The sequence below is a fragment of the Pseudoalteromonas sp. SA25 genome (assembly GCF_011378705.1).
Classification (GTDB): domain Bacteria; phylum Pseudomonadota; class Gammaproteobacteria; order Enterobacterales; family Alteromonadaceae; genus Pseudoalteromonas; species Pseudoalteromonas arctica.
This window is the reverse complement of sequence record NZ_WTKV01000009.1, coordinates 76,680-92,658: the sequence shown is the minus strand read 5'-3', so window position 1 is coordinate 92,658 and position 15,979 is coordinate 76,680. Positions and strand designations below refer to the sequence as shown.

The window sequence follows — 15,979 nt, the reverse complement described above, 5'->3', positions numbered from 1 at the left end:
GAGAATAGTTAATGCAAAAACGACCGATGTTCGCCGATAGTAAAATGAACTATTTATCTTGGCTGCGATTGTCGGTCGTTACCGCTTTATGCATTATGCTAGTTACGATATCTTTCAGTGCGTTTGCCATTGAGCCAAGAGCACATGTATTTGCTGAACTTGCAACTGACCCGAAAGGGATATTTTGCTTAATCGTTTTTTTATTATCTTATGTGTTAGTGATCTCGGAGGAAAAAACCCAGTTACGTAAATCTAAACCTGTCATGTTAGGCGCGGGCATTATTTGGTTAGTTATTGCTTATGCCGCACCACAATATGGCGTGAATAAAGAGCAACTTCACAAAGCCATAAATCACGGCTTAGATGAATACTCCAGTCTATTGCTTTTTCTCCTGTGTGCTATGACCTACATTAGCGTGCTTAATAAAACAAACGTATTTGCAAGCATGCGATCTTGGTTAGTCAACCTTGGGCTGAGCTACCGTCAATTATTTTGGGTTACCGGACTGATCACATTTTTTCTTTCGCCCATTGCTGATAATTTAACCACCGCACTGGTGATGGGCAGTGTTGTACTGGCCATTGGTGTTAAAAAACCAACATTTGTTAGCATAACTATGGTCAATATTGTCTGCGCCACCAATGCTGGCGGTGCATTTAGTCCATTTGGCGATATAACAACGTTAATGGTCTGGCAATCAGGTCAGGTTGAGTTTAGTCAATTTTTCACACTCTTTATCCCTGCATTGGTTACCTATTTGATCCCTTGTTTGATAATGAGCTTTTTTGTGCCAAGTGGTGTGCCAATGCCAATGAAAGAGCATACAGTAATGGCCCGAGGCGGTAAGCGAACTATTTTTTTAGGCCTTTTGAGCATTACGATGGCAATAACGTTTGAACAGTTTTTAGGTTTACCTCCTTTTATGGGCATGATGATGGGAATGTCTTTATTAATGTTCTTAACATATCACCTGAGACGAACTCGCGTTGATGGCGAGCCTAAGTATGATATTTTTGAAGATGTTCGTTCTGCAGAATGGGATACCTTATTGTTTTTCTTTGGGGTCATGTTTAGTGTTGGCGCTTTAACATTTATTGGCTATATGAGCTTGGCGTCTGATTACATGTATGGCACGTGGGGAGCTACACAAACGAACTTGGTATTAGGCGCAATTTCAGCAGTTATAGACAATATTCCGGTGATGTTTTCTGTATTAAGTATGCAACCACAAATGGATGTAAATCAATGGTTGTTAATAACCCTTACCTGTGGCGTCGGAGGAAGCTTGCTATCAGTAGGATCTGCTGCCGGCGTTGCATTAATGGGCAGCGCAAAAGGGCAGTATACATTTATGAGTCATTTACGATGGACGCCCGTTATTGCGTTAGGGTATGGAGCTGGTATTTACACTCATTTATTCTTAAACGGCTAGAGTGTTGGCTGGGAGGCTTTGTACTAATTATATGAATGATCGCCGCAGCTTAAAATTTCTATTTTTGAAGTTTAATTAATTAACAATAAATAAGGACGCTATTATGCGGGGTGTTATCTCAATTCAGTCTCATGTGGTTTATGGTTGTGCCGGTAATTCAGCTGCGGTGTTTCCGTTACAACGATTAGGCTTTAATGTTTGGCCGATAAACACAGTGCAATTTTCAAATCACACTCAGTATAAGCAAGGATGGACCGGCACTGTACTTGCTAAAGGCGAAATTACCTCGTTGTTTAACGGCTTAGATAATATTAACGTATTACCTAATATCTCTGCAGTTATTTCTGGCTATTTAGGTGATGCCAATCAAGCATTTGAGATACTAGAGAACATTCAGCGGATAAAAACAGTTAACCCCAATTGTTTGTATGTTTGTGACCCTGTGATGGGAGACGAAAATAAAGGCTGTTTCGTCACTGACGACGTTGCAGAAATGCTCTGTAAGTATTTAATTCCTGCAGCCCAAGTGATCACCCCGAACCAATTTGAGTTATCTCAAATCACAGGAATAGCAATTAATGATTTAGACAGTGCCATAGCGGCTTGTGTTAAAGCACGCGCTATGGGCCCGAGTATTGTCTTAGTTAAACATCTGCATTATAAATCCTTCTCCAACTACAGCATGCTAATGGCAACCGAAGACGGTGTCTATCTGGTAGAGCGTCCTTTAATTGACTTTTCGATACCCGTTATTGGTGTGGGAGATTTAACGACATCGTTGTTCACCGGCAACCTATTGAAAACAAAAAGCCCGATTGAAGCTTTTGAAAGAACAAATCAAAGTGTTTATGACATTGTCAGTAAAACAAAAGCATTAGCCGAAAGAGAGCTGCAAATTATAGCAGCGCAAGATTACATTTCTGATGGAAAAATCGAGCACTTCGCGAGTAAAATTGTTTCTTATTAACACTAGGGTCTGTTGATCTTTCAAGGTTGAATTTGCAGCAGTCTGTTTGGTATTTAGGCAAGGCAGCGCCTATGCAGTGTGGTTATTCCCCATTAATAGGCGATAACGCAGCATAAAGACCAAACATGCGCTGCCCTTTGGGTTCTTTCTTGGGACGATTAACGCTTTGTTGCTCTTTTTTTACTTATTCTTACATGGATGTAAGCCATTAGGGTAACGCAGGAGCTGTTACCGAGCTAGCTAGGTTACAATCTCGCGCCGCGATTTAATCTTCCTTGGATTGAATAAATTTCAATCCACAAAGGTCACACGCCCTAGTCTGCGCTATAAATTACATGTAATGAATAATAAGTAGTGAAATTAATCACTCTCAGGGCGTTATTTAAAAGTTGTTAGTCTTAAAAAATTTCGGCTCGAGTGATTTGGGAATAACTAGCATTGATTTATAGGGGGTTATAGCTTGATATTACCCTGCGAGTGCGGGATCTTTGATAAAAAGTATATCCATCAATATGGCTGGGTTCCACTCTTTCATTGTTAGCTCACTACTTTGCCTGATGTCATCTAATTGTTCGATGCTTTCAAGATCAAACTCTTCAGAGACAACGATATGAACTAATAAATAAAGGTCACGCCCGCGTTTGCTCACACGTAATTCAATATGATCGTAATTAATTTCGGTTAAACACGCGGCGAGTCGCTGTTCAATTTCATTGATTAACATCTCTGGGGGGGCTCGATTAATAATTTCCTTAAAACTGGCGATCATGATTTGACCTGGTATTGGTAAAATAGCCAAGCCTAATATAATCAATAAAATAGGATCTACTAGAGGAGCATATTTATAAAGCGGTGAGTTCTCTAGCAGCCATGCGCCAATAAAACCAAGTAAAATTGAGGCACTTAATAGGCCATCGATAAACCAGGTTTTAGCATCAACGCCAACCAAATCAGAACTCAGATGTTGACTACGTTGTTTCATTATCCATGCGATCATAAAGCAACTAATAGTTGCAAATATACCGTAAAAAATAGCGATACCGTACTCAGCTGAATTTCCTCCTGAAAGTAGACTATTTACAGCACTAAAAACTGCAAATATGCACGTCACAATAGTGATTAATGATTTGAAAAAATTAAGAGTTGGTTCTATTGCTGTATAACCAAAATGAAATTGGTCGTCATTGGGCCGCTCAACAAGAGCCGCTACTCTTAGCGTTACCAGTGCCATGAAAAATGAAATAAGTGAATAAATACCATCAAATAAAATTGAATTAGATCGTGTAAGCAGTGCGCAAGTAAGTGCGATTGAAACAAAAAAACCTGCGGCGTAGAAAGATAGTTTTAATAAACGTTGCTCATCATACGCATTGGGTTTAGTTAACATTTTGAATTACTTCCTAATTGTTTAAAATTAAAAAATGTAACTAAAAAACCTATTTTGAACTATATGGTCTATTCTTATTCTGTTTTTTTAGTTTTGTGTAGTTATATTAAGATTTTAAAAAACTATATGTCATTGTGGATTCCCACAATTCTCAGATAAATATACTTTTTTAGTTGATATCAAATTAATATAAACTCCTTGATTGATTTTAATGAAGAATTATTAAAGTTCCTTTTTAAGATCTAACTGTTGGTTTATTTCTTCAAAGATACTGGCATCATCTATGGTTGAAGGTATTTGTAGCTCTTCGCCATCAACCAGTTGGCGCAGGTTTTTACGCAGTATTTTACCCGAGCGGGTTTTAGGTAACCTATCTACGCTAACTATATTTTTAAGGCACGCAATAGCGCCAATCTGATTACGAACACTTAAAACAAGCGCTTGTTCTACGTCGGTGCTTGAGCCCATAAAATCATTTTTAAGCACGATCATTCCCATAGGAAGCTGCCCTTTTAGAGGATCGTTTACACCAAAAACAGCGCATTCAGCAACAGCAGGGTGCGCGGCTACTATCTCTTCCATTTCGCCGGTAGAAAGCCTATGCCCTGCTACATTTATAACGTCGTCGGTTCTGCCCATAATAAATAGGTAGCCGTCTTCATCAATATAGCCGCCATCGCCAGATAAATAATAACCTTCGTATTCATTTAGGTAGCTTGCTTTAAAACGCGGGGTATCTTGCCAAATTGTTGGTAGGCAACCCGGTGGTAGTGGCAGTTTAATTACCACGGCGCCTTGCTCGTTAGCTGCGCATTCATTGCCATCCATATCTAATATTCGCACGTCAAAACCTGGAGTAGGCACGGTAGAGCTGCCCGGTTTTGTTGTTAAGTACTCAAGCCCTACGGGGTTGCAGGCGATGGCCCAGCCGGTTTCGGTTTGCCACCAGTGATCGAGTATTGGCAGGTTAGTTTTTTCTTTAAGCCACTCATAAGTGGGAGGGTCTAGCCGCTCGCCTGCTAAAAACAAACGTTTTAAGCTAGAGGTATCGTATTGATTAAAACCATCAGCATTTGGATCTTCTTTTTTGATTGCTCTAAAGGCAGTGGGGGCACTAAATAATGCATTTACTTTATATTCTTCAACCACGCGCCAAAATGCACTGGCGTCGGGTGTTTTAACCGGCTTACCTTCATATAATACAGTTGCGCAGCGATACATTAGCGGTGCGTAAACTATATAAGAGTGCCCAACTACCCAGCCAATGTCAGACGCTGCCCAAAATACGTCGCCGGGCTTCATACCATAAACGGTTGCCATGCTGTATTGCATTGCCACTGCGTGACCGCCATTTTCGCGTACTACGCCTTTGGGTGTGCCTGTCGTGCCTGAGGTATATAAAATATAAAGCGGATCATCTCCATTTACAGGCATCGGATCTGCGCTTGCAGCCGTTTGCATTGCCTGAGTCCAATCTATGTCTCGTTTAGGCTTAAGAGTGGCGGTTACTTGTGGACGCTGATAAATAACGCAGTGTTCTACTTTATGCGCAGCAAGCTCTATTGCGTTATCAATGAGTGGTTTGTATTCAATAACGCTGTTTACTTCAACACCGCATGAGGCGCTAAGTATAAGTTTGGGCTTGGCATCATCAATGCGTACAGCTAATTCGTGTGCAGCAAACCCACCAAATACCACCGAATGAATAGCACCAAGGCGAGCGCACGCCAACATACCAATAACAGCTTGTGGGATCATTGGCATATAAATAACAACGCGGTCGCCTTTTATAACACCTAACGATTGTATTACGCCTGCAAATTTAGCAACTTCTTGTTGTAGTTGTGAGTAGCTATAAGTTTGCTTTGTATTAGTGACTGGAGAGTCGTAAATCAGTGCAGTTTGCTCGCCAAATCCGGCAATAACGTGTTGGTCTAGTGCTAAAAAACTGGTGTTTAATTGCCCGTCGCTAAACCAATGATAAAGCCCGTCGTCGTCTTGTGTGTATGCTTTTGTGGGGGTTTTATACCATGGAATATTTTTACTTTGTTCGAACCAAAATTGGGCTGGGTTTTGTTTAAAGCCATTATATTGCTGTTTATATTCGCCTGACATGTAAGGCTCCTAAAGCTAAATTTGTGTGTGAGAGACCTTACAAAATGTAGGCTTTTTTTAGCAAGCAAGCTATTCGACCTTGGTCGGCTAAAATTTAATCAATGCACTGGTTTTAAAAATACAAAATTGACAATACAAAGTGTGTGGTTCAGCATGGCGGGCAGTAAAAACAAGAGAAAACACGATATGAGTAACGTAGTAAGAGTAGGGGTTGCGGTTATCATAAAGCATCAAAACACAATTTTACTAGGTGAGCGTATTGGCGCGCATGGTGCTAATACATGGGCAACACCTGGTGGGCATTTAGAGTTTGGTGAAAGTGTTGAGCAATGTGCAATACGAGAAGTGTTTGAAGAAACAGGTTTAAAGGTAAGTAAAATTACTAAGCTTGATTTTACCAATGATATTTTTACAGCAGAGAACAAGCACTATATTACGCTGTATGTAAAAGCTGATTTTGAAGGTGGAGAGCCTGAGCTTAAAGAGCCTAATAAATGTTTAAAGTGGCGCTGGTGCGATATTAATAATCTACCAACGCCACTGTTTACATCACTAAAAAATTACTTATCTGAGGCTGTACTAGCCTAGTTATTTTGTTGGCGGTGTCGCTGGGCTTAACTCCAGTTTACTAAAGCTTACTTGAGCGTAATCGCCATTTTGTTTATCTGTAGACCAATCGCCAGTACCTAAACAACCTGGGTACCAAATACCTTTCGCGCTTTTAGTACTACATTGGTTATAAGCGCCGGCTTTAAAGTAATGCCAATCTGCAGCGTAGCCATGTGGATGGTCTTTTTCGTCCACTTTGCCATAAGCATCTACGTTATTACCTAAGTTAATAGAGTAGTTAACGTCTTCTTTGCCTTGTGCGCTAAATGTAAGGTGCATAACATTTTTATACACATTTACCATGTAGCTAAATTCTTCACCTAGTGCAATACCTGCACCGCCTGGCTCGTTAGGGTTTTCCCATGTATTACCCCAAACTGGGTAAGTAATATCTGTACGGTCAGGATTGGTTTTAGGTAAGTTACGTTCGTAGTTCCAAAAAACTGAGCCTGTTTTGTGCCCAGGCCATTTTTTGTAATATATTTTAAGTGGCTCATTGCCCCAGCCATAACCAAGCTTGGTATCAATAAGTGCCTGATCTTTACCTGCGTGAATTTGTCCTACAACAACAGAGTAAGCCGCTTTTTTATCAGGATCAGTTGCACGTAGCGCAACGTGATCTACCTTTAACGTTGCTTCCATTTTTCCACCAACAGAACCAAATCGGTCAGATAGCGGGTGAACAGCTAAAGCAAAATTGTTTTTAGAATGTTTAGTTTTAATTTTAGTATTTGATCCACGGATCATTTGTCTAAGTTCACTACGGGTATTAGTAGAGTTAGCACTTGTAAGCGCTTTATTAGGGGAGGTAAATACCATGTAGCCTTTATCATCAAGATAGAAAAAATCAGGGTGTGCGTAAGTCTGAATTTCTTCTACATCTATTTCATCAATTTTACCGTCGTTGTTTAAATCTACTGGTACATTTATTTTCCAGTGAGATAAATCAAACTTTGTTGCAGGTACCGGCGCATCGCTTTGCTGATTAGTGCTTTGGGTACTTGAACAAGCGGTAAAAAGTAAAGGGGTGATAACGGCTAAAGCCGTAAGTTTAAATGTGGATGTATTTTTTATCATTATTGTCTCTGTGTGATGAAGTAAAAATTGTGCGGTACAGGCATCGCTTAATCTCAATCTAGCATACCAATTTAACAATTAAAACTTACCAATTAGTAAAATTAAATATTTTTTAAATGATCTTTTGTTATACCAATTTGGTTTAGGTGTTTTTTAACGGCTCTTATGGAAGTGTTTGCGGTATGTATTTTTTATGTGTTTGGCTATTCATTTAGTGATGTATAACGTAGATTTTGGCGCTAAGGTGTAGTCTATTTTTTGGGGGGAGGAGATTTTTAATTTTGTAGTTTGCTTTGCCGCGTTTAGCAAATAACTAAATAACCACTGCCAATAACTAATGCCGGGCTTTAACTATGGTTAGTGCTGCATGTTAGTCGTGTTTGGTAATAAAAGTTGCCACTTGTTTAAAATGGTATGGTATTCACCATTTTCTTTAATGTTACTTAATGCGTCAGAGAGTGCTTTAGCTGTTTTAGGATTAAGTTGATTACTTGCTGCAAAATTAAGTGAGGAGGGAAGATCGCTTAAATGAATTCGTTTTGTTATTAGGCTAGGATCGAGTCCTAGGCTTTTTAGCTCGTTATTAAGTGTAAGTGTATTAGTTACTACAAAGTCGATCCGGTTTTTATAAAGCATTTGCCAAAGTTGATTATAGTAACTGACCAGTATTAAATTGTTATTTTCGGTAAAGCCTTTTTGTTTTAAGTAGGCTTCGCTCAGGTAGCCACGAATGGTTGCTACTTTATACTCTTTAGCAAAATTTAAGTGAACAACTTCATCTACATGGCTTTTTAAGCTAATTAAATAAGCATCTGCAAAATACACTTCGCCTAACCATGTATATTTATTAATCCGCTCTGGGGTTTTTAACAAAGACAACATTATGGCGTTGGTATTTGTTTTATGCTCCTTAAAAACGCGGGCCATAGGCATTATTTCAAAATTAGCGGTTAAGTTTGTTTGCTTCACAACTGCTTTGGCAATGTCGACTAAAGCGCCGCTTACTTCACCTTGCTGATTTTTAAAGTGATAAGGAGGAAGGTCTTCAGCTATAAAAGTAACCGAATCGGCGTTACACAGGGGGCTATATAAAATAAATACAAAAGCACTTAATAAAACACGAAAAAACATAAAAAATCTTTTAAAGCAATAATACACCTAGTGTAGAGAGTATTAACTAAAACATATATATATTATGTTTATATAACGTAAATAATTTGCATTTACTTGGCTGTACTTGCTGTTTTGTATTTTATAAATTGTAATGGCGCGCATTTATGCCAGCGTAAAAAAGCTCGATTAAAAGAGCTTTGATCTTTAAATCCTAAAATATTAGATAAATCAGCAAGTGGCATGCTGGCTATTAATGTATCTGCACGTTTTTTACGTTCTTTTTCAAGTAGCTGAGCAAAGGTTAAGTCTTGTTGTTTTAAGCGTCGTTGTAGCGTTCGGGGTGTTAAATTAAGCGCATCAGCTATGCCTATTAGGTTGCAGTTTTGCAAGGTAGTTTTAGCTGTAAGTAACTGATTAACTTTATCGTCAATACACTGCTGGCTTTTAAAGTTAGAGAGTTGCTGCTCTGACAATTGCTTAAAAGTAGAATTAATAATGGCGTTATCGGTTTTAAAGGGCAGCGTTAAATAATCGCTCGGAAAGCTAACTTGATTATATTCAGCACTGCTTTTTACAGGGCATTTAAACCATGATTCAAGGGCGCGCCTTTGCGATGGCAACCAATTATAAGTAAAACTAATTCTACTTGGCGAAAGCGTTAAATTTATTAACTGGCGAATTACACTTACCCACGCGGTCATGTTTCGTAAAACAACATGCTCATTACAACTTTGGTGAGCAATCCAACGAATAGTTGCTGTATCAGTATTTAGTTCAAACTTGGCTTTACCAATATCAGCCACCAAGCTGTCGTAGCTTAACAATGCTTTAATGGCACTGCTTAAGTTATCGCTTGATTCAATTAAGTAACCTAAAACGCCGTAGTCAGCAGTGCGAATTTGCTGACCTAGGGTAAAACCAAAAAGAGGATCGTTAAGTGTTTTTTTGCCATAAACTAATAAAGCATTGTAACTATTTAAGCTAATACGCGGCGCTAATTGATGGGTATGCTGATTACTAAATTCGTCAAAGCTAATAGCGTGCAAAGCCGTTTTAGTATTAATGCCTTGCGCTTGTAAGTAATCAAGAATACTTGAAAAGTAATGATCAGCCAATGTGTGCATTTGTCATCTAAAGCTAAAAAATAGTCGTGTATTAGCAAGTTTGCCACGTTAAATTTTTATATGCTAGTTGAATGCCTAATAACCTCTTGCTGTAAAAATGATACTTATAACAATAAAACAAACGCTTAATGCACAGCCAAAGCAAATAATAAGCACACTATTGGATCATCAACAGTTGCATCGATTTTTTAATGCCAAATTTAAGCTGCTACAAGCACAAAACGAAGGGCAAATAGAAGGCGGGAAAGGAGCTGTTAGGCAAGTTAAAATAGGTAAAATAACTTTTTCAGAGCAAATAATCAGTGCCGATCAAAATCAGATCAGTTACCAAATAGTAGGCGATAAACCAGTAGCTAATCATCGAGGCGATATATACCTCACTGCAAATAAAGACATCAATACTTTAGTTACCGAACTTAACTATTGCATAAGCTGCTCAGCTCCGTGGTGGATGCCAAATGCATTACTTAAATATGTTATTACAAAAGATATAACCCAAGCGTTAAACAATTTAAATAATTATTTTTTGGCGGGTAAAGTATGAACTCAGAAATTATTTTGCTCGCTCTTAGCCCGTTATTTTTGATATTTGTTTGCTCTGAGTTTATTAAGTTTAAGCGCTATTACGACATAAAAGATAGCCTAGCAAATACAGTGTTAGCGCTATTACACCAAGGCGCAGATGCTATTGCGTTACTGCTGTTAATGCCTTTATTTAATTGGTTGTATGACTATAGATTGTTTGATATTGAAGTGAGTGTATTAAGTATTGCATTTGCATTTTTACTGCAAGATTTTTTATATTATTGGTTTCATAAAGCATCGCATCATATTCATTGGTTGTGGGCTGCACATGTGGTGCACCATAGCTCAACTAAAATGAATTTCACCACCGCATTTAGGCAAAGCTTAATGTACCCCGTAGCCGGTATGTGGGTGTTTTGGCTACCTATGATTTTAATTGGATTTGAACCGCTAACAGTATTTAGCGTGGTTGCATTAAATTTGGCGTATCAATTTTTTGTACATACTCAAATAGTAGGTAAGTTAGGCTGGTTTGAAAAAGTATTTAATACGCCTTCGCATCACCGAGTTCATCACGCAATAAATACAGGCTACCTTGATAAAAACTTTGCAGGTGTACTTATTATTTGGGATAAGTTATTTGGCACCTTTGTAGAAGAAGATAAATCAAAGCCTTGTAAATACGGCATTATAGGGCAGCTTAATAGCAATAACCCAGTCGTTATTACGTTTCATCAGTGGGAGCACTTATTGAAAAGTGTTTATAAGGCATCGGGAATAAAAGCTAAATGTAGAGTGCTATTTGGCTACCCTACAAGTAGCATTAAACGTAAGTAAGTTATTGTGGTTTTTTACTTCTTGGGGCACCTAATAAAATACAAGTATGGCAAATACATACAGATAAAAATGCACTAATACCTAATGCACCGCCATAGCCGTCAAGTTTTGGTACAAGAAATTCAAATAAGATTGAAAATAAAATAGATGAGCTTGCTACAGTATAAATACCAAATCGATGTGGGGCGCTCATACCTATAAATGTGCCGCCAAAAAATACAATTGCGTATAAATTGGGGTTCAAATTTAAAGCGCTAAAAATTAAATAAGCAATAATAGAAAGAGAAGACGACGCTCTAACCCCGTCAAAGCGACTATGCTTAGCTAAATAAAATGTTAAAAAAGCCCCAAGGAGTACAAGTAATGGATATTCAATACTCATAATACAATTCCTTTGGCTAATACAAAAAGTGCCACGCTTGCAAAAGCTACGCTGCCAAGCTTGCCACCAAAACCTGTAAACATATTCATAGTAAGCACATACAAACTTGAGCCAATAAGCGAAATAATAGCAATTTCCCAGTAACTGGTAATTAAATGAGTTGAACACATGCCTGCAAAGCTACCAGCATAAATTGCAGCATACGGATGGTTTTTATAATGTGCAGGAAAAGGAATAAACGAGCCAATAAGCCCCGTTAGCGCAGCAGAAATCACTAAAGGTAATGCAAAAGTAGTGTGCATAGCAAAGCAAGCTACAAAGCCTAAAAAGAAAGTGATGAATTTTAAAAGTAAGAATTTAATCATAGCGGCGCATTTTAAACTAATCCTTTTGCGCTTTCTAATACTCTCTAACAAATAAATGTTATAAGTAATTACAAACTTTAAAAGCGTGTTTTTTAAACGGCTTTTAGGTATTAAATATGCTTAATAGTGCCGCTGTTAATGTTCTATAAATCACAAGTTATGTATAATGGCGATAATTTAATGTATTAAAGTGTTAACCAAGGGTTATTTATGTCTAACTGTTTACATCTGGCTATTCCGGCTGGCGATTTAAAAGTGGCTAAAGCGTTTTATTGTGACGTACTAGGCTGTAAAACGGGTAACAGTGAAGAAGGTCGCTGGGTAGATATAGATTTTTGGGGTAATGAACTTACCTTGCACCAGAGTGTTGAGCGCTTACCAACAGTTCGCCATGATGTAGATATGGGAGCTGTGGCAGTACCTCACTTTGGGATTCACTTATCTGAAGATGAATTTAACGGGTTAAAAACACGTATTGAAGATGCGGGTATTGAATACCTAGATAAACCATACCGCCGATTTATTGGTGATGAGTTTGAGCAAGAAACGTTTTTTATTGAAGATCCAAATGGCAATGTGCTTGAAATGAAAACCATGGTAAACCCAGAGGTTTTATTTAAAAAAGTATAAATGCTGTTGTTTAAGTTAAGCTAAAAAAACCACTTTAATAAGTGGTTTTTTTATAACTATTAATCAGTGTTTTGATAAATTAGTTAATATTTACAGGTGAAAAAAATTACACTACATGCATGACTTTTATTCACTCTACAATGTAGGTATAGACACGTAGACTTAATTTCAATTCTCATACTTTATTGTTATTTATGCTGCTTAAACTCATAATTGCACCTTTGCTTATTTTACTAATAACATTCGCCCAAAAACGCTTTGGTAGTTTTGTTAGCGGCATAATTCCTGGCTTGCCTATTACCTCTGGGCCTATTTCTTATTTTATAGCATTAGAGCAAGGTAAATTATTTGCAGCTAACTCAGCGGTGGCCTCTCTTTATGGTATGAGCGGTATAGGCTTATTTTGTTTTAGTTACTTGGTTGTATCACGAAGATTTGGAATGCTTAAATCGCTTTTTACAGCGTTGAGTATTTGGTGCGTATTTAGCGTTATTACTTTATTTTTACCAGTGAATATTATTGTGGCGAGTGTGGTTTCACTTTGTATTTTACTCGGTTTAACTATTATCTCTACAAAGCTAAATATATCAGTTGATGCAAAACCATTAAATGCTCGCTGGGAGCTTCCGGTAAAAATGATATTAGTGACGAGCTTTATCGTGCTTGTTACGTTTATATCGCAGCATATAGGGTCTGCATGGAGCGGGTTAATATCTACCTTTCCGGTTATTTTAGCGGTAATGGGCAGTGTTGCCCATTTTAGTGACAAACAAGCCTCAACGTTTAAAATTCTTAATGGCGGTATTATTGGTTCATTAGGTGGGTGTGTATTTTTTGCGGTGATTGCGTTTATGTTAAAACATAACTTTATGATTTGGCAGGTGTACGCAACAGCTGCCATTTTCTCAACGTTATTTACTATTATTTTTAGCCAATTTATTAATCGCCAATTTACCAAGCAAGCTTTGCTAAACACAAAAAAAGCAGTGCTTAAGATTGACTCTCTCGGTTAATTTACATCTCTAAAACCATTACCTAGTTATGTAATTGAATTAACATTTCACTGGGGGTTTTATTAAAGTGGCGTTTAAATTCGCGGCTAAATTGCGATGGGCTGGTATAGCCAACCTTTAATGCAGCTTCGTTGGCTTTGCTTCCACTACTGGTTATAAGCTCTTTAGCCTTAGCTAAGCGTACTTTTTTTAAATACTGCAAAGGTGACTCAAACGTTACTTGCCTAAAAGCACGATGGAACGACGATACGCTCATGTTTACATCTTCAGCCAACCCCTCAACTGTAATTTGATTGGCATAACTACTGTGCATAGTTGAGAGCGTACGGGCGATACGCGCATAATGCCCATCATGCATAGCAAGCCCTATTAAAGTATGTCCTTGTGGGCCACAAAGTACACGATATACCAATTCTTTTACTATATCTTCGCCAAAAACGTCAGCCTCAATGGGGTTATTAAGCACGCTAAGTAAACGGTGGGTTACTTGCTCCATTGCGCCATCTATTTTAGCCGATTGAACGCCACTCATTTGCCCAGTGGTGAATGGCTTATGTGTACCAATTTGGTTTACTAATTTATGTAACATTACCGGGTTTATATCTATAACAATACCCATAACAGGCTGGTTGTTATCGGTAAAAGCTTCGCATTCAAGTGGCACTGGTACACCTAAAACAAGGTAGTCGCCTTCACCATATTTTATTTGATGATCAGGAAAATGAATTATCTTATGTCCTTGCCCAACAATAATAATACCTGAGTTATATATAAGTGGCTGGCGCGGCGAGCTTTTACTTGCACGATGAAAATACACACCTGGAATAATGGTTTCCATGTTGCCTTCAAAGTTAAATAAATTATTGTGCTCTGCAAATTTTTGCATCATGTTGGCTATTGAGGACATTAAAACTTCTACTATCGTACGAATTTTGCGTAAAATATCAATCCTGACAGTTTTAGGCAAGCTTTTGCGAGTTATTGGGCTTTTTTTATGTTTATTTTGCCACTAATATGCACTCATTGAAGTTTAGCTTAGTTAGTAACTAAGCATTATATTTAGTATTTAACCGTCACCTAGGAGCAAAATAATGAAATTTAGCTACGTAAACCCAACACTTATCCAGTTCGGCCAAGAACAAATTGCCTCACTAACTGATTTGATCGCAAAGGATCAAAAAGTACTTGTAGTGTACGGCGGCGGTTCAATTAAAAAGAACGGCGTGTACGACCAAGTTGCAGCAGCACTTGAAGGCTTTGACTGGGTTGAATTTTCGGGTGTAGGCGCTAACCCAACTATAGAAGTACTAGACCAAGCAGTAAAAATTTGTAAAGAACAAGGTATCGACTTTGTACTAGGTGTAGGCGGCGGTTCAGTAATCGACGGCGTTAAATACATTGCAGCATCTGCAGTTTATGATGGAGAAGGTTGGGATATTCCTACTGGTAAGCACACTATTACTAGCGCATTACCAATTGGTGCAATATTAACATTGCCTGCAACGGGTTCAGAGTCTAACCAAAACTCAGTTGTGAGCAAAGAAGCAACAAAGCAAAAACTACCGTTTGCATCACCAGAAGTACTTCCTAAATTTGCGATTATGGACCCTGATGTAATGAAAACATTACCACAGCGCCAACTTGTGAATGGATTAGTAGATGCATGGGTTCATACATGTGAGCAATACCTAACATTCCCTGAAACGGCATTGGTTCAAGAAGGTTACGCAGAGGCACTTTTAAGAACGCTTAAAACATTAGGCGACAACTTTGAAAATCAAGACGATGCATGGCGTGCAAACCTTATGTGGGCAGCTAACCAAGCACTTAATGGTTTAATTGGTTCTGGTGTATCGCAAGATTGGGCAACACACATGATTGGCCACGAGCTTACAGCTGCTTACGGCGTTGATCATGCTCGTTCACTTGCTATTGTTCAGCCTTCTTTATTACGTAACCAGTTTGCAGTTAAAAAAGCAAAACTTGAGCAGATGGGTAAAAACGTATTTGGTCTTGAGCAATCTGACGACTTAGCTGAGAAAACAATTTTAGCAATCGAAGCGTTTTACCACAGCCTTGACGTAGCGACCCAGCTTACTGAACATGGCGATGATAAAGCAGCGGCGATTGACAATATTATTAATAAACTTGAAGCGCACGGCATGCTAGCTCTTGGTGAAAACCAAGCTATTACGCTAAAAGAAAGCCGCGAAATTTTAGAGCAAGCAGTTGCTTAATTTTCAAAGCTAAGCGCTTACTTAAATATACTAAGTTTTAGCGTTAATAAAAAACCGTCAACCTTTAGGTTGGCGGTTTTTTTATGGTTTATTATAAATACTGCGTTGCTAATTAACCAATAAAGTCTGTATTAATGTTTTTTAATGATGATAGTAAACTGTGCT

The 15,979-nt window shown here is 38.2% G+C and carries 16 protein-coding genes; 8 read left to right on the top strand and 8 right to left on the bottom strand.

Annotated features, from left to right (window positions below; translation table 11 throughout):
- Nucleotides 1–11 precede the first annotated feature (11 nt).
- Both nhaD and pdxY read left to right on the top strand, forming a co-directional pair.
- Complete coding sequence (gene nhaD / locus GQR45_RS09450) at nt 12–1,433, top strand: sodium:proton antiporter NhaD (RefSeq protein ID WP_240920198.1); 1,422 nt, start codon at nt 12–14, stop codon at nt 1,431–1,433.
- 103 nt (nt 1,434–1,536) lie between these two features.
- The gene (gene pdxY, locus GQR45_RS09445; protein WP_165725748.1) at nt 1,537–2,400 is read left to right on the top strand and encodes a pyridoxal kinase PdxY; all 864 of its coding nucleotides are present in this window, start codon (nt 1,537–1,539) and stop codon (nt 2,398–2,400) included.
- Between the two features lie 466 nt (nt 2,401–2,866).
- Here pdxY and GQR45_RS09440 read toward each other — a convergent pair whose 3' ends face one another.
- Both GQR45_RS09440 and GQR45_RS09435 read right to left on the bottom strand, forming a co-directional pair.
- The gene (locus GQR45_RS09440) at nt 2,867–3,787 is read right to left on the bottom strand and encodes a cation diffusion facilitator family transporter (RefSeq protein ID WP_165725747.1); all 921 of its coding nucleotides are present in this window, start codon (nt 3,785–3,787) and stop codon (nt 2,867–2,869) included.
- Between the two features lie 222 nt (nt 3,788–4,009).
- A complete protein-coding gene (locus tag GQR45_RS09435) occupies nt 4,010–5,902 on the bottom strand; it encodes a propionyl-CoA synthetase (protein ID WP_165725746.1) in 1,893 nt (630 codons plus the stop codon).
- A 186-nt stretch (nt 5,903–6,088) separates the two neighbouring features.
- On the opposite strand from GQR45_RS09435, the gene GQR45_RS09430 reads away from it, so the two are divergent.
- Entirely contained in the window at nt 6,089–6,490 is a 402-nt protein-coding gene (locus tag GQR45_RS09430; protein WP_024589726.1) for an NUDIX hydrolase, read from the top strand.
- On the opposite strand, the gene GQR45_RS09425 is transcribed toward GQR45_RS09430, so the two are convergent.
- From GQR45_RS09425 to GQR45_RS09415, 3 genes are all read right to left on the bottom strand, one after another.
- Complete coding sequence (locus GQR45_RS09425) at nt 6,491–7,588, bottom strand: polysaccharide lyase family 7 protein (protein ID WP_165725745.1); 1,098 nt, start codon at nt 7,586–7,588, stop codon at nt 6,491–6,493. It abuts the gene before it with no gap.
- A gap of 357 nt (nt 7,589–7,945) precedes the next feature.
- The gene (locus GQR45_RS09420; protein WP_165725744.1) at nt 7,946–8,719 is read right to left on the bottom strand and encodes a transporter substrate-binding domain-containing protein; all 774 of its coding nucleotides are present in this window, start codon (nt 8,717–8,719) and stop codon (nt 7,946–7,948) included.
- 92 nt (nt 8,720–8,811) lie between these two features.
- A complete protein-coding gene (locus tag GQR45_RS09415; RefSeq protein WP_165725743.1) occupies nt 8,812–9,825 on the bottom strand; it encodes an AraC family transcriptional regulator in 1,014 nt (337 codons plus the stop codon).
- A gap of 97 nt (nt 9,826–9,922) precedes the next feature.
- Between GQR45_RS09415 and GQR45_RS09410 the strand changes: the two genes are divergently transcribed.
- Both GQR45_RS09410 and GQR45_RS09405 read left to right on the top strand, forming a co-directional pair.
- Nucleotides 9,923–10,369 carry an SRPBCC family protein gene (locus tag GQR45_RS09410; protein ID WP_165725742.1) on the top strand — a complete coding sequence of 149 codons (447 nt, stop codon included), beginning with the start codon at nt 9,923–9,925 and terminating at the stop codon, nt 10,367–10,369.
- Nucleotides 10,366–11,187 carry a sterol desaturase family protein gene (locus tag GQR45_RS09405; RefSeq protein WP_165725741.1) on the top strand — a complete coding sequence of 274 codons (822 nt, stop codon included), beginning with the start codon at nt 10,366–10,368 and terminating at the stop codon, nt 11,185–11,187. The genes GQR45_RS09410 and GQR45_RS09405 overlap by 4 nt, the downstream gene beginning before the upstream one ends.
- 1 nt (nt 11,188) lies before the next feature.
- Here GQR45_RS09405 and GQR45_RS09400 read toward each other — a convergent pair whose 3' ends face one another.
- Together GQR45_RS09400 and GQR45_RS09395 are read right to left on the bottom strand one after the other, a co-directional pair.
- Nucleotides 11,189–11,569 carry a hypothetical protein gene (locus GQR45_RS09400; RefSeq protein WP_165725740.1) on the bottom strand — a complete coding sequence of 127 codons (381 nt, stop codon included), beginning with the start codon at nt 11,567–11,569 and terminating at the stop codon, nt 11,189–11,191.
- Nucleotides 11,566–11,871 (bottom strand): hypothetical protein, encoded by a 306-nt coding sequence (locus GQR45_RS09395; protein WP_007587218.1) that lies wholly within the window; start codon nt 11,869–11,871, stop codon nt 11,566–11,568. Before GQR45_RS09395 ends, GQR45_RS09400 begins: the two co-directional genes overlap by 4 nt.
- 273 nt (nt 11,872–12,144) lie before the next feature.
- Between GQR45_RS09395 and GQR45_RS09390 the strand changes: the two genes are divergently transcribed.
- Both GQR45_RS09390 and GQR45_RS09385 read left to right on the top strand, forming a co-directional pair.
- A complete protein-coding gene (locus tag GQR45_RS09390; protein ID WP_010554617.1) occupies nt 12,145–12,564 on the top strand; it encodes a VOC family protein in 420 nt (139 codons plus the stop codon).
- A 194-nt stretch (nt 12,565–12,758) separates the two neighbouring features.
- Nucleotides 12,759–13,577: a hypothetical protein gene (locus GQR45_RS09385; protein WP_165725739.1), complete on the top strand. Its 819-nt coding sequence runs from the start codon at nt 12,759–12,761 to the stop codon at nt 13,575–13,577.
- A gap of 22 nt (nt 13,578–13,599) precedes the next feature.
- On the opposite strand, the gene GQR45_RS09380 is transcribed toward GQR45_RS09385, so the two are convergent.
- Nucleotides 13,600–14,484: an AraC family transcriptional regulator gene (locus GQR45_RS09380; protein ID WP_165725738.1), complete on the bottom strand. Its 885-nt coding sequence runs from the start codon at nt 14,482–14,484 to the stop codon at nt 13,600–13,602.
- 184 nt (nt 14,485–14,668) lie between these two features.
- Between GQR45_RS09380 and GQR45_RS09375 the strand changes: the two genes are divergently transcribed.
- Nucleotides 14,669–15,814 (top strand): iron-containing alcohol dehydrogenase, encoded by a 1,146-nt coding sequence (locus GQR45_RS09375; RefSeq protein ID WP_165725737.1) that lies wholly within the window; start codon nt 14,669–14,671, stop codon nt 15,812–15,814.
- The last annotated feature ends 165 nt before the right edge of the window (nt 15,815–15,979 follow it).

What these genes read in the sequence shown, in the direction of transcription:
- nhaD (WP_240920198.1), top strand. Translation starts at nt 12, where the DNA reads ATGCAAAAACGACCGATGTTCGCCGATAGTAAAATGAACTATTTATCT.
- pdxY (WP_165725748.1), top strand. Translation starts at nt 1,537, where the DNA reads ATGCGGGGTGTTATCTCAATTCAGTCTCATGTGGTTTATGGTTGTGCC.
- GQR45_RS09440 (WP_165725747.1), bottom strand. Translation starts at nt 3,787, where the DNA reads ATGTTAACTAAACCCAATGCGTATGATGAGCAACGTTTATTAAAACTA.
- GQR45_RS09435 (WP_165725746.1), bottom strand. Translation starts at nt 5,902, where the DNA reads ATGTCAGGCGAATATAAACAGCAATATAATGGCTTTAAACAAAACCCA.
- GQR45_RS09430 (WP_024589726.1), top strand. Translation starts at nt 6,089, where the DNA reads ATGAGTAACGTAGTAAGAGTAGGGGTTGCGGTTATCATAAAGCATCAA.
- GQR45_RS09425 (WP_165725745.1), bottom strand. Translation starts at nt 7,588, where the DNA reads ATGATAAAAAATACATCCACATTTAAACTTACGGCTTTAGCCGTTATC.
- GQR45_RS09420 (WP_165725744.1), bottom strand. Translation starts at nt 8,719, where the DNA reads ATGTTTTTTCGTGTTTTATTAAGTGCTTTTGTATTTATTTTATATAGC.
- GQR45_RS09415 (WP_165725743.1), bottom strand. Translation starts at nt 9,825, where the DNA reads ATGCACACATTGGCTGATCATTACTTTTCAAGTATTCTTGATTACTTA.
- GQR45_RS09410 (WP_165725742.1), top strand. Translation starts at nt 9,923, where the DNA reads ATGATACTTATAACAATAAAACAAACGCTTAATGCACAGCCAAAGCAA.
- GQR45_RS09405 (WP_165725741.1), top strand. Translation starts at nt 10,366, where the DNA reads ATGAACTCAGAAATTATTTTGCTCGCTCTTAGCCCGTTATTTTTGATA.
- GQR45_RS09400 (WP_165725740.1), bottom strand. Translation starts at nt 11,569, where the DNA reads ATGAGTATTGAATATCCATTACTTGTACTCCTTGGGGCTTTTTTAACA.
- GQR45_RS09395 (WP_007587218.1), bottom strand. Translation starts at nt 11,871, where the DNA reads ATGCACACTACTTTTGCATTACCTTTAGTGATTTCTGCTGCGCTAACG.
- GQR45_RS09390 (WP_010554617.1), top strand. Translation starts at nt 12,145, where the DNA reads ATGTCTAACTGTTTACATCTGGCTATTCCGGCTGGCGATTTAAAAGTG.
- GQR45_RS09385 (WP_165725739.1), top strand. Translation starts at nt 12,759, where the DNA reads ATGCTGCTTAAACTCATAATTGCACCTTTGCTTATTTTACTAATAACA.
- GQR45_RS09380 (WP_165725738.1), bottom strand. Translation starts at nt 14,484, where the DNA reads ATGTCCTCAATAGCCAACATGATGCAAAAATTTGCAGAGCACAATAAT.
- GQR45_RS09375 (WP_165725737.1), top strand. Translation starts at nt 14,669, where the DNA reads ATGAAATTTAGCTACGTAAACCCAACACTTATCCAGTTCGGCCAAGAA.